The organism is Saccharopolyspora indica, assembly GCF_027853965.1.
Taxonomy (GTDB): domain Bacteria; phylum Actinomycetota; class Actinomycetes; order Mycobacteriales; family Pseudonocardiaceae; genus Saccharopolyspora; species Saccharopolyspora indica.
Window position 1 is genome coordinate 669,728 of record NZ_JAQGLB010000001.1, and the last position, 17,430, is coordinate 687,157.

The window sequence follows — 17,430 nt, forward strand, 5'->3', positions numbered from 1 at the left end:
GGTCAGCTCGCCGCCGGTATCTCGGTCGGCTCCGCGGGGCGGTCCGGCGACCGCACCGGCAGCATCGCCAGCAGGCCGACCACCAGGATGAGCACGATGCCGCCCATCCCGGCGCGCTGGCTGCCGAAGAGGGTGATGAAGCCGCTGAAGGCCAGCGGGCCCAGGAAGCTCACCGCGCGGCCGGTGGTGGCGTAGAGGCCGAAGACCTCGCCCTCCTTGCCCGGGGTGGCGATGCGCGCCAGGAACGTCCGGCTGGCCGACTGGGTGGGGCCGAGGAAGATCGCCAGCGTCAGCCCGCACACCCAGAACGCCGCCTTGCCCGGCGGCAGCACCAGCAGCAGCACGCCGACCACCACCAGCCCGAACAGCGCGGTGACGATGACCGCCTTCGGCCCGAACCGGTCGTCGGCCCGGCCGCCCAGGAACGCGCCGAGCCCGGCCACCAGGTTGGCGGTGATGGCGAAGACCACGACCTCGCTGGGGGTGAACCCGAAGGTGCCCGCGGCGATCACCCCGCCGAAGGTGAAGATGGCCGCCAGCCCGTCCCGGTAGATCGCGCTGGCCACCAGGAACCCCAGCGTGCGGCGCTCCTCGCGCCACATCCAGGCCAGCCGCTTGCCGAGCACCACGTAGCTGCTCACCAGGGCGTGCCGCAGCGGTTCGCCGGAGGACGGGGCTTCGGGCACGAAGGCGAACAGCGGCACCGCGAACACCGCGAACCACACCGCCGCGAACAGCGCGACGGCGCGGATGTTCAGGCCGTTGTCCGCGGTCACGCCGAAGAGCCCGACGTCGGGCTGCACGAAGCCGATCAGCACGATCACCAGTGCGACGAGCCCGCCGAAGTAGCCCATGCCCCAGCCGAACCCGGAGATGCGCCCGATCGTCGCCGGTGTCGAGACCTGCAGCAGCATCGCGTTGTAGTTCACCGTGGCGAACTCGGCGAAGACGCTGGCCGCTGCCAGCAGCACCAGGCCCAGCACCAGGTACGACGGATCGTCCTGGACGAGGAACAGCCCCGCGGTGCAGACGATCACCAGCGCGGTGTGCACCGCCAGCCACAGCTTGCGCCGCCCGCCGGCGTCGCTGCGCTGCCCGGTCACCGGCGCGACCAGCGCGATGCACACACCGGCGATCGTCAGCGCCACGCCGAGCGCCGTCGAGCCGCTCTCCGGGTCGACGGCGACGCCCTCGGTCAGGTACACGGTGAACACGAAGGTCAAGATGACGGTGTTGAACGCTGAGGACCCCCAGTCCCACAGCGCCCAGCTGAACACCGCTCGCCCGCGCCGATGGACCGTCGGCGGGGCACCCGTTGACACGCCCACGCCAGGATCACACCAGCCCGTCACCGGTACAGCCACTCGAAGAAGCCCTTCTGAGCGGTGCCGACCCCCACCGGGGCGAACCCGGGCGCACGCGTCCCGCGAGCCACAGCGCGGTGCTTCCGCAAGAGTTCGCACCGCCGCCCCACCTGGCCCACGGGCCACCACCCGGACGGGCCGCGGACCTACGCTGGATCGGTGAATCGCAACACCACGAGCGGTCTGGTGCGTGCTTTCGAGCGCTGTTGCGCGGGCGTCCCGGACCGATGCGGATTCCGAGGGGGCGGACGATGCGAACCGATGTGGATGCGAACGGAGTTGCCAGCCGCCGAACGCTCGGCGTGCTGTTCGCCGTCATCACGCTGCTGACGGCCTTGTGCGCCGGGGCGACCACCGCCGCTGCCGCGCAACCGGCACCGGCCGGTGGACCGGACGCGGTGACGGTCCGGATGGTCGACTTCCGCCTGGAGCAGCCCACGTGGCTGCCGCCGGGCCGCTACACGTTCCGCGCGATCAACGCGGGAGCGGCACCGCACGCGCTGGAGATCAGCGGACCTGGCGTCGAGAACGCGCGGACACCGACGGTCCGGTCGGGCGATGCCGCCGACCTGACGGTGACCCTGGCACCCGGGGTGTACGACTTCTGGTGCCCGATCGGCGACCACCGGCAGCTGGGGATGCAGCTCTACGTCAGGGTCGGCTGACCGCGCCCCGGCGCTTCCAGGACTCGCCCCGCCGCCGCGCGCCCAGCCACCGCAGGCCGTTGCAGTAGATCCGCAACACCTTGCGCACCAACGGGTTCTGGGTGAGCCGGTGCGCCTGGTAGCGCCACGGCGGCTGCAACCCGCTGCGCGAGGACATCGCGAAGCAGAAGTCCACCGCGTTGCGGTCGGTGTAGCGGTCGAGGGTCTCGAACCAGGCCATGCTGGTGCGCGCGGCGGCCTGCACCACGCGCATCGCCGCGTGGCCCTCGCCGTCGAACTCCTTGAGCGCGTTGCCGGTCTGCTCGTTCTCGTGCAGCTTCTCGGCGAGCACCAAGGCGTCGATCATGGCGAGCCTGGTGCCCGAGCCGATGGTGAAGTGCGTGGTGTGCGCGGCGTCGCCGATCAGCACCGCGTTGGCGTGCCGCCAGGTCTCGTTGTGGACCTGCGTGAAGCGCTGCCAGGACGCGGGCCTGCCGCGCGCCGCGCTGATCAGCGCGTGCCCGGCCAGGTGCTCGTCGAAGATCTCCGCCAGCAACCGGGTGCTCGCCGCGTCGTCGAGCTCGTCGAACCCCAGCGCCCGCCAGGTCTCCTCCTGGCACTCGACGATGAAGGTGCTCACCCCGGCGCTGGAGGGGTAGGCGTGGAACCAGATCCAGCCGTGCGGGGTCGGCTCGTAGCCGAAGGTGAACTCGTCGAAGATCCGGCGGGTGCCCAGCCAGAGGTAGGGGTTGCTGCCCTGGCTCAGCTCGGTGCCGAACTGCTCGGCGTAGCGCTGCCGGTTCCGGCTGTTCGCCCCGTCGGCGACCACCACCAGATCGGCGTCGGCGAACTCGGCGATGTCGTCCACCGGGCGCTCGTGCCGCACGTCCACGCCGAGCTGGAGGGCGCGCCGGGTCAGCTCGTCCAGCAGCACCGCCCGGTTGACGCTGTAGCCGTACCCGCTGAGGTAGGCGCGCTCACCGTGGATCGCCACCACCTGCTCCTGCCAGACCGTCGAGGCCGCGCGGATGCGCTGCGCGCTCTCCCGGTCGTTGATGTAGAGGGTGTCCAGCAGGTCGTCCCAGTACACGACGCCCCAGCCGTAGGTGGCGCCGGGCGGGTCGCGTTCGAGGACGGAGATCTCGTGCCCGGCGTCGCGCAGCTTCGCGGAGATGGCGAAGTACAGACCGGCGGGCCCGGCCCCGACGCACACGATCTTCATGGAACCCTCCTGGCCGACGGCGCATGGCTCCCTGCGTGGTACCCCGCGCGGCACCCGCCGAACCTGCCCGCGAATGCTCCGTTCGGCCGCGGGGTGGTGCGTCCGGGATCTGGGAGCCTGGAGTCCGGTTTCGCGCGTGGAGGGGAAGTGCGGTGGCTGAGGCGTTCGACGGCAAGGTCGTGCTGATCACCGGCGGAGGCACCGGGATCGGCGCCGCGACGGCGGCCCGGCTGGCGGCGGAGGGAGCGCGGGTGGTCGTCACCGGCCGCCGGAAGGAACCGCTCGACGAGGTCGCCGCGACCACCGGAGCCCTTGCGGTGCAGGGAGATTCGTCGGTGGACGCCGACGCGCGCGCGGTCGTGCGGCGCACCGTCGAGGAGTTCGGCGGGCTGGACGTGCTCGTGGTCAACGCGGGCGGGCACGGCATGTCCGCGGTCGCCGACACCACCGACGAGGACTGGCGGCGCAGCCTCGACGGCAACCTCAACAGCGCGTTCGTGATGTGCCGCGCCGCGCTTCCGGCGCTGGTGGAGGCGGGTGGCAACATCGTGGTGATGTCCTCGGTCGCCGGGCTGTTCGCCGGACCGGAGGTGGCGGGCTACACCGTGGGCAAGCACGCGCTGATCGGGCTGACCCGCTCCATGGCGCGCGACTACGGGCCGCGCGGCGTGCGGGTGAACGCGATCTGCCCCGGCTGGGTGCGCACGCCGATGTCCGACCAGGAGATGGCCGATTTCGCCGCGGCCGCCGACCTGCCCGACCACGAGTCCGGCTACGCGGCGGTCACCGCGGACCTCCCGCTGCGGCGGGCCGCCGAACCGGCCGAGATCGCCGCCGTGTGCCGGTTCCTGGCCTCCGCGGAGGCGTCGTTCATCACCGGGGCGGTCATCGTCGCCGACGGCGGCGGCCACGCGGTGGACATGCCGACCGTGCCCATCGGCCGCGCGCTGTGAGATCGCTGCTCGCTTCCGGCGGGCGGCGGTCGTAGGCTGGCGGTGCACGGTTTCGCACCAATTCGCTCGTGGGGCCGTCAGTGGCCAGTCGTACGGCGCGCAGACGGGTGGGCAACCTGCCCGCCGAGCGCACGAGCTTCGTCGATCGTCGGCAGGAGTGCGTCGACGTCCGGCAAGCGCTGTCCAGCGCCCGGATGGTGACGCTGACCGGTGTGGGCGGCGTCGGCAAGACCCGGTTGGCGCTGCGGGTGGCCGCCCAGCTGGGGCGGTCCTACCGCGATGGCGGCTGGCTGGTCGAGCTGGCCGAGGTGCACGACGACGACCTGGTGGTGCACACCGTGGCGCAGACCCTGGGCATCCAGGACTGGTCGGCCCGCGGCGTGGAGCACGTGCTCGCCGACTACGTCTCCGACAAGGAGATCCTCGTCGTGCTGGACAACTGCGAGCAGGTGCTGGACGGCTGCGTCAAGGCGTGCGCAGTGCTGCTCGACGCCGCGCCCGAGCTGCGGATCCTCGCCACCAGCAGGCAGCCGCTGGAGGTCTACGGCGAGCACGTCGTCGTGGTCTCGACGTTGCCGGTCCCCGACGGCCACCACAACGGTGCGGACGCGGGCAACTCGGTGCGGCTGTTCGCCGAGCGGGCCTCGGCGGCCGGTTTCCAGCCCGCTGCGGCCGACAGCGGCGCGGTCGCCCAGCTGTGCCGGGAGCTGGACGGGATCCCGCTGGCGATCGAGCTGGCCGCCGCCCGCACCCGGTTCCTGTCGGTGGACGAGCTGCTGGCCCGCATCGGCGACCGCTTCCAGCTGCTGGCGGGCAACCGCAGCGCGCTGCCGCGGCACCAGACGCTGCGGGCCACCATGGACTGGAGCCACGAGTTGTGCTCGGCGGAGGAGCGGCTGCTGTGGTCGCGGATGTCGGTCTTCGCCGGTGGCGTGGACCTCGCGGCGGCCGAGGACGTCTGCAGCGGCTCCGGCCTCGGCGCGGAGGCCGTCCTGGAGCTGATGGCGGCCCTGGTGGACAAGTCGATCCTCACCCGCGAGCCCGGGCCCGCCGGAACCACCCGCTACCGGCTGCTGGCGACGGTCCGCGAGTACGGCCGGAGCCTGCTGGCCGACGACGAGCGGGCGCAGCTGCGGAGGCGGCACCGGGACCACTACCTCGCGCTGGCCGAGCAGGGCGCGCGCGAGTGGTTCGGCCCGGACCAGCTGGCGTGGCGCGCCCGCATCAGCGCCGAGCACGACAACCTGCGCGCCGCCCTGGAGTTCTGCGCGACGCAGCCGGGCCAGGTGCAGGAAGGCCTCCGGCTCGCCGGGGGGCTGTGGTTCTACTGGACGGCCTGCGGGCTCATCGCGGAGGGCAGGCAGTGGCTGGACCGCCTGCTGGCGCTGGACACCAGCCCGACCGCGCCGCGGGCGACCGCGCTCTGGGTGTGCAGCTGGCTGGCCTCCCACCAGGGGGACCTGGAGCGGGGACGGGCCACCGCCGAGGGGTGCAGCGCGGTGGCCGAGCACCTCAAGGACGCCGGGCTGGCCGCCTTCGGCCTGCACCTGCGGGGCGTCGACGCGATGGCCGAGGGTCACCTGGAGGAGGCCAGCTCGCTGACCACGCGGGCGTGGTCGTACCACCGCACGCGCCCGAAGATCACCAGCCCGATGGTGATGTCGCTGGTCCAGTCCGGGCTGGTGGCCTGCCTGCGCGGCGAGACCGACCGCGCCACCGCTTACGCGCAGGAGTGCCTGCAGCTCACCGCGAAGGCCGGCGAGCTGTGGACCAGGTCGTGGGGGCTCGTGGTGCGCGGGCTCGCGAGCTGGATGCGGGGCGATGCCGACGACGCCGTGGTGCACCTGCGGACCAGCATCGGCATCAAGTCCCGCTTCAACGACCTCTTCGGACTCGGGATGGCCGCGGAAGTGCTGGCGTGGTCGCACGTCTCGCGCGGCGAGCACGCCAGGGCGGCCAGGCTCTTCGGCGTCCTCGACCGCCTGTGGCAGCTGGTCGGGGTCCCGCTGATGGGCGCGCAGCAGCTGCTCGAGTACCGCAGCCGGGCCGAGGAACGGGCGCGTGCGGCGCTGGGGGACAGCGCCTTCGGCAAGGCCGTCGCCGAGACCGCGAACCTGTCGATCCTGGAAGGCCTGGCGGCAGCGGTCCGGGAGAAGCCCCAACCGTCGGTCGCCGCGCGGAAACCGCGGCAGGGACCGCTGACGCGCCGGGAGTTCCAGGTCGCCGAAGCCATCGCGCAAGGCTTGTCGAACAAGGAGATCGCCGCGCGGCTGGTGATCAGCCAGCGCACCGCGGAGGCGCACGTGGAGCACATCCTGACCAAGCTCGACTTCGGATCGCGCACCCAGGTCGCCGCGTGGATCGCCGGCCTGCCCGAAGCCGCCACCTGACTCACGCCTCCGGTCGCGGTGCGCCGGAACTCGCCCGGGTCAGGCCGCTGACGGCGTCCACCGCGGCGAGGCTGGACGAATGGACAGGCGATCGGGCGTCTCACCCATGGGATCGCCCGGGCGGACCGGGTTCAATCGGCACCATGAGCGCCACTTCGCTGACCGCCGAGGACATCGAGTTCCTCCGGCGCCCCCTGCACGGATTCCTCTCCGCGGCGGCGGGACCGCTCCCGCCGCAGCCCCGGCCGGTGTGGTTCGAAGCCACCGACGAGGGCACGATCCAGCTGTTCACCGGCCCGGACACGCTCAAGGTGCGCCGCTTGCGCCGCGATCCCCGAGCGTCGATCATCGTCGCCGCGCCGGTGGGGGAGCGCGAGCGCTGGGTGTCGGTCGCGGGCCGGGCCACGGTGGAACCCGACGGGGGCAACGACCTGTGCGCCCGCCTGTTCGCCCGCTACTGGGACGACCTCGACGACCCGGCTCGCGCCGAGGAGCTCGCCGGGATGCTCGCCGAGCACTGGGTCCGCATCGTCATCCACCCCGAAGTGGTGCGCCGCTTCCTGAACTGAAGGCTCACGGCGCGGCCAGGCCGATCCCGGCCGGCGCGTTCTCCTCGCCGCGCATCTGGCGCAGCACGGTCTCGTTGTCGAAGTAGATGCGCTCGGCGAGCAGCTTCCCCGGCTCCTCCGGGCGGAAGATGTAGAAGGCGGCCAGTTCGAAGGACACCGGCCTGCCCGACGGCTGCTCCCCGCAGTACTCGCCCCGGTGGGTGCCGTCGATCGTCACTTCCCGCACGGAGGCGCCGGGGGAGTCGTACTCGGCGTTCACCGTGACCCGGAAGTCCGGGATGGCCTCGTCCAGGATCCGGTAGAAGTCCTGCACCCCGGTGAACCCCGCGTACCGGGTGCTCAGCGGGACGACGTCGTAGAACGCGTGCTCGTCCTGGACGAAGGTGCCGTACACGCGCGGCCAGTCGTGCGCGTTCTCCGCTTCGATGTGCTCGGTGATCGTGCGGCGCTGGGCCTCGATCCGCTGTGCGTCGCTCATCGCCATGGCAACCCCCGCTGTGCCCGGCTGCGGTCCGACCTTGCGCACCCGAGACTACCCGCCGGGCCGCGGCAGCAGGCGCACCCGGATCCGGCCAGGGCACAAAGTCCCGGAATACGTACCCGCTACGTAGTACTCCCGTCGGAACCGGGGCCGGATCCGGCCAGTCTGGAGTCGTACCGAAAGCCACCCGACCCAGGACGCGACCCGAGATGTTCCAGCCCCCACCGAGCACCGCGACCCTCCAGCTCGGAACCCGCTCCCCCCACCGCCCGCACGTGTACCGGAACCTGTTCCTGGGAACGTGGATCTGCGACCAGCAGGGCACCAGGGCCAACCCCGGGCCCGACACCGCCCGCACGGTGCACCGCACCCACTCCGACGCGGTGCGAGCCGCGACCGGCCTGATCCCCGCGCCGCGGCTCGGCACCCGACCCGAGGACCGGGCATGCTGCTGAGCCGCTGCACCGCCGAAGAGCTCGACGCCCGCGCCCGCCGCGCCGAGCACCAGCTGACCCTCGCCCGCCAGGCCCGGCAGTGGCACCTGGCCGACCGCTACCGGTGCGAGATGCGCGCCGTGGCAGCGGAGTACGACCGCCGGACCGGCGAATCCGGCCTCGCGCCCACCAGGGCGATGCTGCGCGCCGAAGTCGGGTGACCCCGCCGGATCAGCGGAGGTAGACCCGGTCCGGGTCGACCTGCGCGCGCAGCAGGCCCAGTTCGGCTTCGGTGGGCGGCTCGACGGTGGCCAGCTCGTCGGCCACCGCGAGGTCCCAGCCGGTGGCCGCGCGGACCTGCTCGACCGTGACGCCCGGGTGCGTGGCGACCAGGCGCAGCTCCTCGCCGACGCCGTCGCGGGCCAGGATGCCGAGATCGGTGATCACCCGCGTGACGCCCGCCCCGCGCGGCCGGATCCCGTCGCGCAGCGCCCGGTCCGGGCCCGGCGAGGTGCAGAAGTCGAGCTCGGCGGGCAGCGAGCGCGGGTCGTGGCGGCGCATCACCACGAACACCTCGCGGGAGTTGGCCATCACCTCCATCGCGCCGCCCGAACCGGGCAGCCGCACCTTCGGCGCGTCCCACTCGCCGATCACCGACGAGTTCAGGTTCCCCCACCGGTCGATCTGCGCGGCGCCGAGGAATCCGACGTCGATGCGGCCGCCCTGCAGCACGTAGCCGAACAGCGCGGGCATCGACAGCACCGCCTCGGAACCGGTGATCAGCACCGAATCGGCGATGGTCTCCGGCAGGTGCGAGGGGTGCGCGCCGCACACCCCCGACTCGTAGACGATCTCGACGTCGGGCGCCACGGTCAGCTGCGCCAGCGACACCGCCAGCGTGGGCAGCCCGATCCCGGCGAACACGGTGTTCTTCCCGGCCAGCTCGCGCGAGGCGACCGCGGCGAGCAGCTCCGAGGACGTGACGGCTCCGGTGTTCAACTCGACTCCTCCTGCGCTGGCCGGCATCAGAGCCGACGTCCGTAGTTGACCGGCTCGCTCCACGCCTCGCCGACCGACAGCCGCTGCCGGGTCCCGGCACCCAGCTTGGCCAGGTACTCGGCGTGGTCGGCGGTGCCGCGGACCCACTCGTCGAGCCACCGCTGCAGCCGTTCGGGGTCCTTGCTGATGTGCGACCAGCCGCGGTAGAACTCGCCGTCGCGGTCGTAGTAGCCCTGCGCGAAGGCCGGGTGCGCGCCGTGCGGGCACTCGACCACCGCGTCCACCGCGTGCGCGGGCACGACCGTGCGGTTCGGGTCGGAGCGGACCACCTCGTCGGCCACCACCTCCTCGACCACCACGATCACCTTCCGCGCGGCGTAGGCGGCTTCGGCCTGGATGCCGGTCAGGCCCCAGATCTGGGTGTTGCCCGCCCGGTCCGCGCGCTGCGCGTGGATGATCGTGACGTCCGGGTTCAGCGGCGGCACCACGTAGATCTGCTCCGGCTCGCCGTCCGGGCCGGGGTAGGGCGAGGTGAGCTTGCGGATGCCGGGGTTGACCGACGGCACGTCGCTGCCCGCGTAGGAGCGCAGCGGGTAGAACGGCAGCCGCTGGGCGCCCGCCAGGTAGCGGCAGATCATCCCGTAATGGCTGTACTCCTCGTACTCCAGCGGCTCGGGCTGCCCGGTCTCGATGCGGCGGCGCAGCTCGCCGAGCGAACCGGCGGTGGAGTTGCCCACGAACGACGACACCAGCTTGCGCACGCAGCCACCGGCGATCAGCTGGTCGGTGACGATGTCGGCGGTCATCCGCGCCACCGTGAGGTCCCGGCGGCCTTGCCGGATGATCTCGTGCCCGGCGGCGGTCGGGATCAGGTGTGTGAAGCCCTCCAGCGCTACCGTCGCCCCGTCGGTGACGTGGGCGGCGATCGCCTCCCGCATCGTCGTGGTCTTGTCCGGCCTGCGGACCGGCTCGGCGACCGGCTTGTGCATCGTCGGGGCTCCTCGGTGCTCGGTTCGGGTCGAGCTCACGCTGCCAGCCGCCATTGATAGCTGTCCAATACTGAATTAGTGTCGGATCAAGAGCGTTCACTGATGAATCTGCCGAGGTCTGCCGTGGAACTTCGCTACCTGACCGCGTTCGTCGCCGTCGCCGAGGAGCTGCACTTCGGCCGGGCGGCAAAGCGGCTGCAGATGGCGCAGCCGCCGCTGAGCCAGCAGATCCGGCAGCTGGAGCGCGAGCTCGGCGTCCAGCTCTTCGAGCGCAACACCAGGTCGGTGCGGCTGACCAGCGCGGGGGAGTCGTTCCTGGAACCGGCCCGCGCGGTCCTCGACGACGTCGACACCGCGGTGCGCGCCGCCAAAGCCGCCGGCCGCGGCGAGTACGGGCGGGTCACCGTCGGCTTCGCCGGTGCCTCCAGCCACGAATCGCTACCGCTGCTGACCCGCGCGGTGCGCGCCGCGCACCCGGGCCTGGACCTGGTGATGCGCGGGCAGACCTACGCCAACGTCGCGCTGGCCAAGGTCGCCGACGGCTCGCTGGACCTGGGCTTCGTCCGGCTCCCGGTCAACCAGCCCGGCGTGCGGACCCGGGTGATCGAGGTGGAGGAGCTGATCTGCGCGCTGCCCACCGACCACCCGCTGGCCCAGCAGGAGCGCATTCCGATCGAGCAGCTCGCCGAGGAGCCGTTCGTCAGCTTCCCGGCCAACGCCGGGTCCACCCTGCGCGACGCGCTGGTCAAGGCGTGCGTGTCGGGCGGGTTCAACCCGAGGGTCGTCCAGGAGGCGCCGGACTCCTACACGATCCTCGCGCTGGTGGCCGCGGGCGTCGGCATCACGCTGACGCTGACCTCCTGCCAGCACATCCAGCAGACCGGCCTGGTCTACCGGCCGCTGGCGGGTGAGCCGACCCGGATGCACGCCGCGCTGGCCTGGCGCACCGACAACACCTCGGCGGCCCTGCGCACGGTCCTGGAGATCGCCGAAGAAGCGCTGCCCACCCCGGCCGAGCTCTGAACATTCCGGGCGAACGGGACAGGCCTGCTCGGTGACCAGGCAAGACGCCGCTGATTGAGAGGCGTGGCGTCTTGCTGTCGCACCGATTCTGTATTGGACAGTCTTGGTGTGAGGTGACACGGTTGCCCCCATCACATCGGGACGTGAGCGCGTGCTGAGCGCTCACCGGCACCGAAGCTTCAAGGGAGAATGCATGGGTGCGGTCAACGCGCGCGAGCAGAGCCGGACGGCCAACCGCGCCGGGATCGGAGCCTTCATCGGCTCGACCATCGAGTGGTTCGACTTCTACATCTACGGCACGGCGTCGGCCTTGGTCTTCGACAAGGTCTTCTTCCCGGAGCTCGACGGTGCCCTCGGCACTCTCGTGGCGTTCGCGACCTTCTGGGTCGGGTTCCTGGCCCGCCCGCTCGGCGGCATCATCTTCGGCCACATCGGCGACCGGCTGGGCCGGAAGAAGACGCTGGTCATCACGCTGCTGATGATGGGCATCGCGACCACCCTGATCGGCCTGCTGCCCGGCTACGCCCAGATCGGCGTGTGGGCGCCGATCCTGCTGGTGATCATCCGCATGGTGCAGGGCATCGGCCTGGGCGGGGAGTGGGGCGGCTCGGTGCTGATCGCCTCCGAGCACGCGCCCAAGGGCAAGTCGATCCTCTACGGCGCCTTCGCCCAGCAGGGCTCGCCGGTCGGCAACACCCTGAGCACGCTGAGCTTCCTGGCCATCAGCCAGCTGCCGGACGAGGCGTTCCTGGGCTGGGGCTGGCGCATCCCGTTCCTGGCCTCCGCGCTGCTGGTGCTGGTGGGCCTGTTCATCCGGATGCGGGTCACCGAGTCGCCGGCGATGGCCAACCTGATCGAGCGCAAGAAGGTCGCCAAGCTGCCGTTCTGGGAGGTCGTGCGCTCGCACCCGACGCTGCTCGCGCTGGGCATCGGCGCCTGCACGATCGGCCTGTCGGCCACCTACTTCAAGTCGACCTTCGCGCTGTCCTGGGCCACCAGCACCCTGGAGTTCGACAAGAGCTCGTTCCTGACCATCATCCTGGTCGCCAACATCGTGCAGATCTTCGCGCAGCCCTTCGGCGCGGTCATCGCCACCAAGATGCGCAGCTGGTCCCGCGCGGTGACGATCATGCTGCTGCCCGAGGTGGTGCTGCTGCCGCTGATGTTCGTGCTGATCAGCACGAACGACTACTACCTGGCGATGTTCGGCGTGGCGATCGCGACCATCCCGCACTGCCTGTACTACGCGGCGCTGGCGGGCATGCTGGCCAGCCGGTTCCCGGCGCACGTCCGCTACACCGGCATCTCGCTGTGCTACCAGCTGTGCGGCACGATCCTCGGCGGCACCACGCCGATCGTGGGCCAGTTCCTGCTGAACCTCTCCGGTTCCATCACCGCGGTGATCGCCTACGCGATCTTCCAGGTGCTGCTGACGCTGGGCTGCATGCTGCTGCTCCTGCGCCGCCCCAACTACGACGACCGCGCGCACGCCGGGAACGCGCGTGCCGAGGCCGTCCCGGCCTGATCCGAACCGGTGCGGCTTCCCGTGCGCGGGAAGCCGCACCGCACTGGAGGTTTCCATGCAGAACCCGCGCTGGGTGCGGCGGCCCGAGGGCTCCAACTGGGGCGAATTCGGTCCCGACGACAACCTCGGCCGGCTCAACCTGATCACCCCGGAGAAGGTGCGCGCCGGTGTCGCCGAGGTCGTGGAGGGCCGCAGCTTCTGCCTGCGCCTGCCGCTGGACCTGCCCGGCGGAACCGCCTTGAACCCCAACCGGTTCCCGCCGGTGCTGCGCCCGAACCTGCGCGCGGGCCAGGTCAACTTCAACTTCGGCATGGACCGGCTGCACCCCGGTCACACCGACGTGCTCTGCGACGACCTCGCCGTCCTGCACCTGCAGTACTCGACGCAGTGGGACTCCCTGGCCCACGCCGGGTCGATGTTCGACGCCGACGGCGACGGGGTGCCGGAACCGGTGTTCTACAACGGCTTCCGCGCCGACGAGCACGTGCTCGGGCCGTCCGGGGTGGACGACGCGGGAACGGCGTCGCTGCACGACCGCAGCACCTCCACCGCCGGTCCGCTCGGGATCGACCACATGGCTCGCACCGCGGTGCAGGGCCGCGCGGTGCTGATCGACCTGCGGGCCCACCTCGGCGACGAGCGCACGCTGGTCGGCTACCAGCAGCTCGCCGAGATCATCGCCGCCGACCGGATCGTGGTGGAGGAGGGCGACATCGTCTGCCTGCACACCGGTTTCGCCGAGCAGGTCGTGGCGATGGCCGGTGACCCGGACCCCGAGGTGCTGCACGGCTCCGGTGCCGTCCTCAACGGGCGCGACCCGGACCTGCTGCGCTGGATCACCGATTCCGGCCTGGCCGCGCTGGTCGCCGACAACTACGCGGTCGAGGCGTTCCCGGCCCCGGAAGCGCCGGTGCCCAACGCGGTGCTGCCGCTGCACGAGCACTGCCTGTTCAAGCTCGGGGTGCACCTCGGTGAGCTGTGGCGGCTCACCCCGCTCGCCGAGCACCTGCGAGCCCGCGGCCGCAGCCGGTTCCTGCTCACCGCTCCGCCGCTGAACCTGCCCGGAGCGGCCGGCTCGCCGGTCACCCCGGTCGCCACCGTCTAGATCAACGCGCCGGGACCTCCCGGTCGGCAAGGAAAGCACCGATGTCCAAGATCGCCAACTTCTTCACCGAGCTGATGCGCCGGTACCTGCCCGATCCGTTCGTCTTCGCGATCGGGCTGACCTTCCTCACCCTGCTGCTGGCGCTGACGGTGGAGGGCAAGGGCTTCATCGAGATCACCGAGGCCTGGGGCGACGGGTTCTGGAACCTGCTGTCGTTCACCACGCAGATGGCCGTCATCCTGGCGATGGGCTACGTGCTGGCCAGCGCGCCGGTCACCGACCGGGTGCTCGACGCGGTGGTCAGCCGGGTGCACTCGCCGCGCACCGCGGTGGCGGTGGCGACCCTGATCGGCTCCGTCGGCTCCTACCTGAACTGGGGCTTCGGCCTGGTCATCGGCGGGATCGTGGCGAAGAAGCTGGCGCTGAAGGTGCCCGGCGTGCACTACCCGCTGATCATCGCCGCGGCCTACAGCGGGTTCACCATGTACGGCCTCGGCCTGTCGGCGACGATCCCGCTGACCATCTCCACCAGCGGGCACACGCTGGAGAGCAAGATGGGCGTCATCGCGCTGGCCGAGACCATCTTCTCGCTGCCGATGCTGCTGACCGCGCTCGCGGTGCTGCTCACCCTGCCGGTCCTCAACGCGCTGCTGCACCCCAAGCCGGGGCAGCCGGTCACCGAGATCGACCCCGCGCTGCACGTCGAGAGCAGGAGCAAGGCGGTGGAGCCCGAGGACTTCGGCGCGGTCACGGTGGCCTCGCGGCTGAACAACAGCCGCGTCCTGAGCCTGCTGATCGGCGCGCTCGGGATGATCTACGTCGTCGTGTACTTCATCCACGGCGGCGCCGCCGACCTGGACCTGGTGAACTTCTTCATCCTGTTCCTGGGAATCCTGCTGCTGGGCACCCCGGCGGCCTACGTCGCCAAGCTCGGCGAGGGCATCAAGACCATCTCCGGCATCATCCTCCAGTACCCGTTCTACGCGGGCATCATGGCGATCATGGCCGCCTCCGGCCTGGTCGGCACGATCTCGCAGGTGTTCGTGGACATCTCCACCCCGGAGACGCTGGGCTTCTGGGGCCTGATCAGCTCCTTCGTGATCAACTTCTTCGCCCCGTCGGGCGGCGGGCACTGGGTGATCCAGGGGCCGTTCATGGTCGACGCGGCCAACGCGATCGGCGCCCCGATGCCGGACGTGGCGATGTCGGTGATGCTCGGCAACGCCTGGAACGACCTGGTGCAGCCGTTCTGGATCCTGCCCGCGCTGGCCCTGTCCCGGCTCCGCCTCAAGGACGTCATGGGCTACACGGTGATCATGATGTTCTGGGTCGGCCTGATCTACATCGCGGCGATCCTGCTGTGGGGATTCCTCGGCTGATCCGGGAGGGAGAACATGCCTTACTTCATCGAGACCTTCGACAAGCCCGACCACCAGCGGGTGCGGCTGGACCACCGGCCCGCGCACCTGGCGTTCCTCGAAGAGCACAAGGAGCTGCTGCTGGCCTGCGGCGCCAAGCTCGCCGACGACGGGGAAGCGGCCTCCGGCGGGGTCTACCTGCTGGACGTGGAAACCCGCGCCGAGGCCGAGGAGTTCATCGCGCGCGATCCGTTCACGCTGGCCGACCTGTTCGCCGAGGTGAAGATCGTGCGGTGGCGCAAGGCCTACCTGGACGGCAGGGGCTACCTGTAGCGCGCACCGTCCCGCCTGGCGGGGGGTCAGGCGGGACGGGCGCGGATGGCGAGGAAACCGGTCGGTTCCCGGGTGAGCCGCTCGTAGCGCTCCGGCGAGATCGCCGCGGCGGACTCGGCCGGACGCGGTTCCCGCAGGCGCTCGATGAGAAACCCGGCTTCGAAGAGCTCCTCGCAGGTCACCTCCAGCGGCGCGGTCCAGAACCGCACGTGCCACCCGCGGCTCCAGACCTCCTCGACCACTCGCGATTCGAAGTAGTTGCCGCCGTGCCGAAGCCAGTCCCCGGTCGGGTGCATCCGCGAGAGCACCAGCGCACCGCCCGGCCGCAGCACCCGCCGCAGCTCCCGGAGCGCGGCCAGCCGGTCGTCCAGGTACTCCACGGCGAGCGCGAAGAGCACCAGGTCGACCGAGGAATCCGGCAGCCAGTCCAGCGGTTCGGCCAGGTCGTGCACTCGGAACTCCGCCGACGGCACGCGCTGCGCGGCGAGCTCGACCATCCGCGGACTGATGTCGCAGCCGACCACCTGCGCCCCGCGCGCGACGAGTTCGGCGGCGTAGAACCCGGGCCCGCAGGCCGCATCGAGAACGCGCTTCCCGGCGACGTCCCCGAGCAGCTCCAGACAAGCCGGCCGGTCGTAGTGAGCGTTGTGGAACCCGTCCTCGGCGTGCTCGGCGAACTCGTCGGCGAAGCGCTCGTACTGCGCTTCCCGCCCCACGGCATCGGTCATTGCGCCGATCTTGCTACACCGGAGTTGCGCAGGGCCACCGGCTTTTCCGGGCTTGACCTTGACACCGGTGTCAGCGCCTAGTGTCGTCGGCATGGGCGAGGCAACAGTGCAGATCGGGGAGCTGGCGGCGCGCACCGGCGTCAGCAGGCGCTCCCTCCGGTACTACGAGCAGTGCGGCCTGCTGCGCAGCAGGCGCACCGAGGTCGGGTGGCGGGAGTACGACGAAGACGTCGAAACCCGCGTGCGCAACGTCCACGAGCTGCTGTCCGCCGGGCTGACGATCGAGGACGTCCGGCGGGTGGAACCGTGCCTGGACCAGGCCGATCACCTCCCCTGCGACGGGGTGGACGAGGCGCTCGAGATCCACGAAGCGCGGCTGGCGGTGCTCGACGAGCGGATGGCCAGGATCCAGGAGCACCGGGACAGGCTGGCCCGCCGGGTGGCGCGCCTGCGCGAGCAGCGGGAGGAGCAGCGGTGAAGATCGGTATCTCGACGTTCGCGACCGATGAGACCATCCGGCCGGACGCGCTGGCGAAAGCGCTGGAGGAACGGGGATTCGAGTCGCTGTTCCTGGCCGAGCACTCCCACATCCCCAGCGGCACGACGCTGCCGGACGGCTCGGCGCCGGGCCGCGAGTACTACCGCGGGCTGGACCCGTTCCTGGCGCTGACCGCGGCCGCCTCGGTCACCGAGCGGCTCCGGCTGGGCACCGGCATCGCGATCCTGGTGCAACGCGACGTCATCCACACCGCGAAGGAAGTGGCGACCCTCGACCTGCTCTCGGGCGGTCGGGTGCTCCGCGCCGTAGGCGCGGGCTGGAACGAGGCGGAGATGCGCAACCACGGCGTCGATCCGCGCACCCGCGGCCGCCTGATGGACGAGCAGCTGGCGGCGCTGAAGGAGATCTGGACCGAGGAGGAGCCGAGCTTCCACGGCGAGCACGTGAACTTCGGCCCGATGCACCAGTGGCCGAAACCGGTCCAGCGCCCGCACCCGCCCATCTACATCGGCGGCCACAGCCGCGCCGCGCGCCGCCGGGTGATCGAGCACGGCGACGGCTGGTTCCCGCTGGTGGTCGCACCGGAGGACGTCCAGGACATGCGCTCGCAGCTGGCCGCGCGAGGCCGAACCGGTGTGGTCGTGAACGTGCCCGCCGACGAGAACGACCTGGCAACCCTGGACCGGTTCGCCGAGGCCGGAGCCGACCGCGCCACGTTCCACCTGGACTTCATGCCGGAGCCCGCGGCACTGCACAAGCTCGACGAGCTCGCGGCCCTGATCACTCGCTACTCGGGGTGAGACGCCAGTGCGGT

At 71.4% G+C, this 17,430-nt stretch carries 19 protein-coding genes and 1 pseudogene; 14 read left to right on the top strand and 6 right to left on the bottom strand.

Going from position 1 to position 17,430, the window contains the following annotated elements; all coding sequences use genetic code 11:
• Positions 1–2 precede the first annotated feature (2 nt).
• Positions 3–1,322 (bottom strand): MFS transporter, encoded by a 1,320-nt coding sequence (locus OU416_RS02995; RefSeq protein ID WP_372907206.1) that lies wholly within the window; start codon positions 1,320–1,322, stop codon positions 3–5.
• A gap of 293 nt (positions 1,323–1,615) precedes the next feature.
• On the opposite strand from OU416_RS02995, the gene OU416_RS03000 reads away from it, so the two are divergent.
• Complete coding sequence (locus OU416_RS03000) at positions 1,616–2,029, top strand: cupredoxin domain-containing protein (RefSeq protein ID WP_270925223.1); 414 nt, start codon at positions 1,616–1,618, stop codon at positions 2,027–2,029.
• Here the strand turns inward: OU416_RS03000 and OU416_RS03005 are convergent.
• Entirely contained in the window at positions 2,016–3,230 is a 1,215-nt protein-coding gene (locus OU416_RS03005; protein WP_270925224.1) for an FAD-dependent monooxygenase, read from the bottom strand. The two genes, OU416_RS03000 and OU416_RS03005, sit on opposite strands and share 14 nt — an antisense overlap.
• A gap of 152 nt (positions 3,231–3,382) precedes the next feature.
• Here OU416_RS03005 and OU416_RS03010 point away from each other — a divergent pair, with 152 nt between their 5' ends.
• The 4 genes and pseudogenes from OU416_RS03010 to OU416_RS03020 all read left to right on the top strand — a co-directional run bounded on the left by OU416_RS03010 (position 3,383) and on the right by OU416_RS03020 (position 7,142).
• A complete protein-coding gene (locus OU416_RS03010; RefSeq protein ID WP_270925225.1) occupies positions 3,383–4,183 on the top strand; it encodes an SDR family NAD(P)-dependent oxidoreductase in 801 nt (266 codons plus the stop codon).
• Positions 4,184–4,377: 194 nt separating this feature from the next.
• Positions 4,378–4,701, top strand: a pseudogene (locus tag OU416_RS40255) (ATP-binding protein); the annotation flags it as partial.
• Between the two features lie 1,491 nt (positions 4,702–6,192).
• Positions 6,193–6,573, top strand: coding sequence for a helix-turn-helix transcriptional regulator (locus tag OU416_RS40260; RefSeq protein WP_408642282.1), 381 nt, complete (start codon positions 6,193–6,195; stop codon positions 6,571–6,573).
• Between the two features lie 143 nt (positions 6,574–6,716).
• Entirely contained in the window at positions 6,717–7,142 is a 426-nt protein-coding gene (locus tag OU416_RS03020; protein WP_270925227.1) for a pyridoxamine 5'-phosphate oxidase family protein, read from the top strand.
• A 4-nt stretch (positions 7,143–7,146) separates the two neighbouring features.
• Here OU416_RS03020 and OU416_RS03025 read toward each other — a convergent pair whose 3' ends face one another.
• Positions 7,147–7,620 carry an ester cyclase gene (locus OU416_RS03025; protein WP_270925228.1) on the bottom strand — a complete coding sequence of 158 codons (474 nt, stop codon included), beginning with the start codon at positions 7,618–7,620 and terminating at the stop codon, positions 7,147–7,149.
• 212 nt (positions 7,621–7,832) lie between these two features.
• On the opposite strand from OU416_RS03025, the gene OU416_RS03030 reads away from it, so the two are divergent.
• Positions 7,833–8,078 carry a hypothetical protein gene (locus OU416_RS03030; RefSeq protein ID WP_270925229.1) on the top strand — a complete coding sequence of 82 codons (246 nt, stop codon included), beginning with the start codon at positions 7,833–7,835 and terminating at the stop codon, positions 8,076–8,078.
• The gene (locus OU416_RS03035; RefSeq protein ID WP_270925230.1) at positions 8,069–8,278 is read left to right on the top strand and encodes a hypothetical protein; all 210 of its coding nucleotides are present in this window, start codon (positions 8,069–8,071) and stop codon (positions 8,276–8,278) included. The genes OU416_RS03030 and OU416_RS03035 overlap by 10 nt, the downstream gene beginning before the upstream one ends.
• A 10-nt stretch (positions 8,279–8,288) precedes the next feature.
• Here the strand turns inward: OU416_RS03035 and OU416_RS03040 are convergent, their stop codons facing one another.
• Positions 8,289–9,083 (bottom strand): CoA-transferase subunit beta, encoded by a 795-nt coding sequence (locus OU416_RS03040; RefSeq protein ID WP_372907202.1) that lies wholly within the window; start codon positions 9,081–9,083, stop codon positions 8,289–8,291.
• Positions 9,083–10,045, bottom strand: coding sequence for a CoA transferase subunit A (locus OU416_RS03045; RefSeq protein ID WP_270925232.1), 963 nt, complete (start codon positions 10,043–10,045; stop codon positions 9,083–9,085). Before OU416_RS03045 ends, OU416_RS03040 begins: the two co-directional genes overlap by 1 nt.
• A 123-nt stretch (positions 10,046–10,168) precedes the next feature.
• Between OU416_RS03045 and OU416_RS03050 the strand changes: the two genes are divergently transcribed.
• The 5 genes from OU416_RS03050 to OU416_RS03070 all read left to right on the top strand — a co-directional run bounded on the left by OU416_RS03050 (position 10,169) and on the right by OU416_RS03070 (position 15,389).
• Positions 10,169–11,068, top strand: a complete 900-nt coding sequence (locus OU416_RS03050) for a LysR family transcriptional regulator (protein ID WP_270925233.1) — start codon at positions 10,169–10,171, stop codon at positions 11,066–11,068.
• A 193-nt stretch (positions 11,069–11,261) separates the two neighbouring features.
• Positions 11,262–12,593 (top strand): MFS transporter, encoded by a 1,332-nt coding sequence (locus tag OU416_RS03055; protein WP_270925234.1) that lies wholly within the window; start codon positions 11,262–11,264, stop codon positions 12,591–12,593.
• A 55-nt stretch (positions 12,594–12,648) separates the two neighbouring features.
• A complete protein-coding gene (locus OU416_RS03060; protein ID WP_270925235.1) occupies positions 12,649–13,698 on the top strand; it encodes a cyclase family protein in 1,050 nt (349 codons plus the stop codon).
• A 41-nt stretch (positions 13,699–13,739) separates the two neighbouring features.
• The gene (locus OU416_RS03065) at positions 13,740–15,077 is read left to right on the top strand and encodes a short-chain fatty acid transporter (protein WP_270925236.1); all 1,338 of its coding nucleotides are present in this window, start codon (positions 13,740–13,742) and stop codon (positions 15,075–15,077) included.
• 15 nt (positions 15,078–15,092) lie between these two features.
• Entirely contained in the window at positions 15,093–15,389 is a 297-nt protein-coding gene (locus tag OU416_RS03070) for a YciI family protein (protein ID WP_270925237.1), read from the top strand.
• A gap of 26 nt (positions 15,390–15,415) precedes the next feature.
• Here the strand turns inward: OU416_RS03070 and OU416_RS03075 are convergent, their stop codons facing one another.
• Positions 15,416–16,117 (bottom strand): class I SAM-dependent methyltransferase, encoded by a 702-nt coding sequence (locus OU416_RS03075; RefSeq protein WP_270925238.1) that lies wholly within the window; start codon positions 16,115–16,117, stop codon positions 15,416–15,418.
• A 91-nt stretch (positions 16,118–16,208) separates the two neighbouring features.
• Here OU416_RS03075 and OU416_RS03080 point away from each other — a divergent pair, with 91 nt between their 5' ends.
• Positions 16,209–16,595 carry a MerR family transcriptional regulator gene (locus OU416_RS03080; protein WP_270925239.1) on the top strand — a complete coding sequence of 129 codons (387 nt, stop codon included), beginning with the start codon at positions 16,209–16,211 and terminating at the stop codon, positions 16,593–16,595.
• Entirely contained in the window at positions 16,592–17,416 is an 825-nt protein-coding gene (locus tag OU416_RS03085) for an LLM class F420-dependent oxidoreductase (RefSeq protein WP_270925240.1), read from the top strand. The genes OU416_RS03080 and OU416_RS03085 overlap by 4 nt, the downstream gene beginning before the upstream one ends.
• Positions 17,417–17,430: the final 14 nt, after the last annotated feature.

What these genes read in the sequence shown, in the direction of transcription:
- OU416_RS03000 (WP_270925223.1), top strand. Translation starts at nt 1,616, where the DNA reads ATGCGAACCGATGTGGATGCGAACGGAGTTGCCAGCCGCCGAACGCTC.
- OU416_RS03005 (WP_270925224.1), bottom strand. Translation starts at nt 3,230, where the DNA reads ATGAAGATCGTGTGCGTCGGGGCCGGGCCCGCCGGTCTGTACTTCGCC.
- OU416_RS40260 (WP_408642282.1), top strand. Translation starts at nt 6,193, where the DNA reads ATGGGCGCGCAGCAGCTGCTCGAGTACCGCAGCCGGGCCGAGGAACGG.
- OU416_RS03020 (WP_270925227.1), top strand. Translation starts at nt 6,717, where the DNA reads ATGAGCGCCACTTCGCTGACCGCCGAGGACATCGAGTTCCTCCGGCGC.
- OU416_RS03025 (WP_270925228.1), bottom strand. Translation starts at nt 7,620, where the DNA reads ATGAGCGACGCACAGCGGATCGAGGCCCAGCGCCGCACGATCACCGAG.
- OU416_RS03030 (WP_270925229.1), top strand. Translation starts at nt 7,833, where the DNA reads ATGTTCCAGCCCCCACCGAGCACCGCGACCCTCCAGCTCGGAACCCGC.
- OU416_RS03035 (WP_270925230.1), top strand. Translation starts at nt 8,069, where the DNA reads ATGCTGCTGAGCCGCTGCACCGCCGAAGAGCTCGACGCCCGCGCCCGC.
- OU416_RS03040 (WP_372907202.1), bottom strand. Translation starts at nt 9,083, where the DNA reads ATGCCGGCCAGCGCAGGAGGAGTCGAGTTGAACACCGGAGCCGTCACG.
- OU416_RS03045 (WP_270925232.1), bottom strand. Translation starts at nt 10,045, where the DNA reads ATGCACAAGCCGGTCGCCGAGCCGGTCCGCAGGCCGGACAAGACCACG.
- OU416_RS03055 (WP_270925234.1), top strand. Translation starts at nt 11,262, where the DNA reads ATGGGTGCGGTCAACGCGCGCGAGCAGAGCCGGACGGCCAACCGCGCC.
- OU416_RS03060 (WP_270925235.1), top strand. Translation starts at nt 12,649, where the DNA reads ATGCAGAACCCGCGCTGGGTGCGGCGGCCCGAGGGCTCCAACTGGGGC.
- OU416_RS03065 (WP_270925236.1), top strand. Translation starts at nt 13,740, where the DNA reads ATGTCCAAGATCGCCAACTTCTTCACCGAGCTGATGCGCCGGTACCTG.
- OU416_RS03070 (WP_270925237.1), top strand. Translation starts at nt 15,093, where the DNA reads ATGCCTTACTTCATCGAGACCTTCGACAAGCCCGACCACCAGCGGGTG.
- OU416_RS03075 (WP_270925238.1), bottom strand. Translation starts at nt 16,117, where the DNA reads ATGACCGATGCCGTGGGGCGGGAAGCGCAGTACGAGCGCTTCGCCGAC.
- OU416_RS03080 (WP_270925239.1), top strand. Translation starts at nt 16,209, where the DNA reads ATGGGCGAGGCAACAGTGCAGATCGGGGAGCTGGCGGCGCGCACCGGC.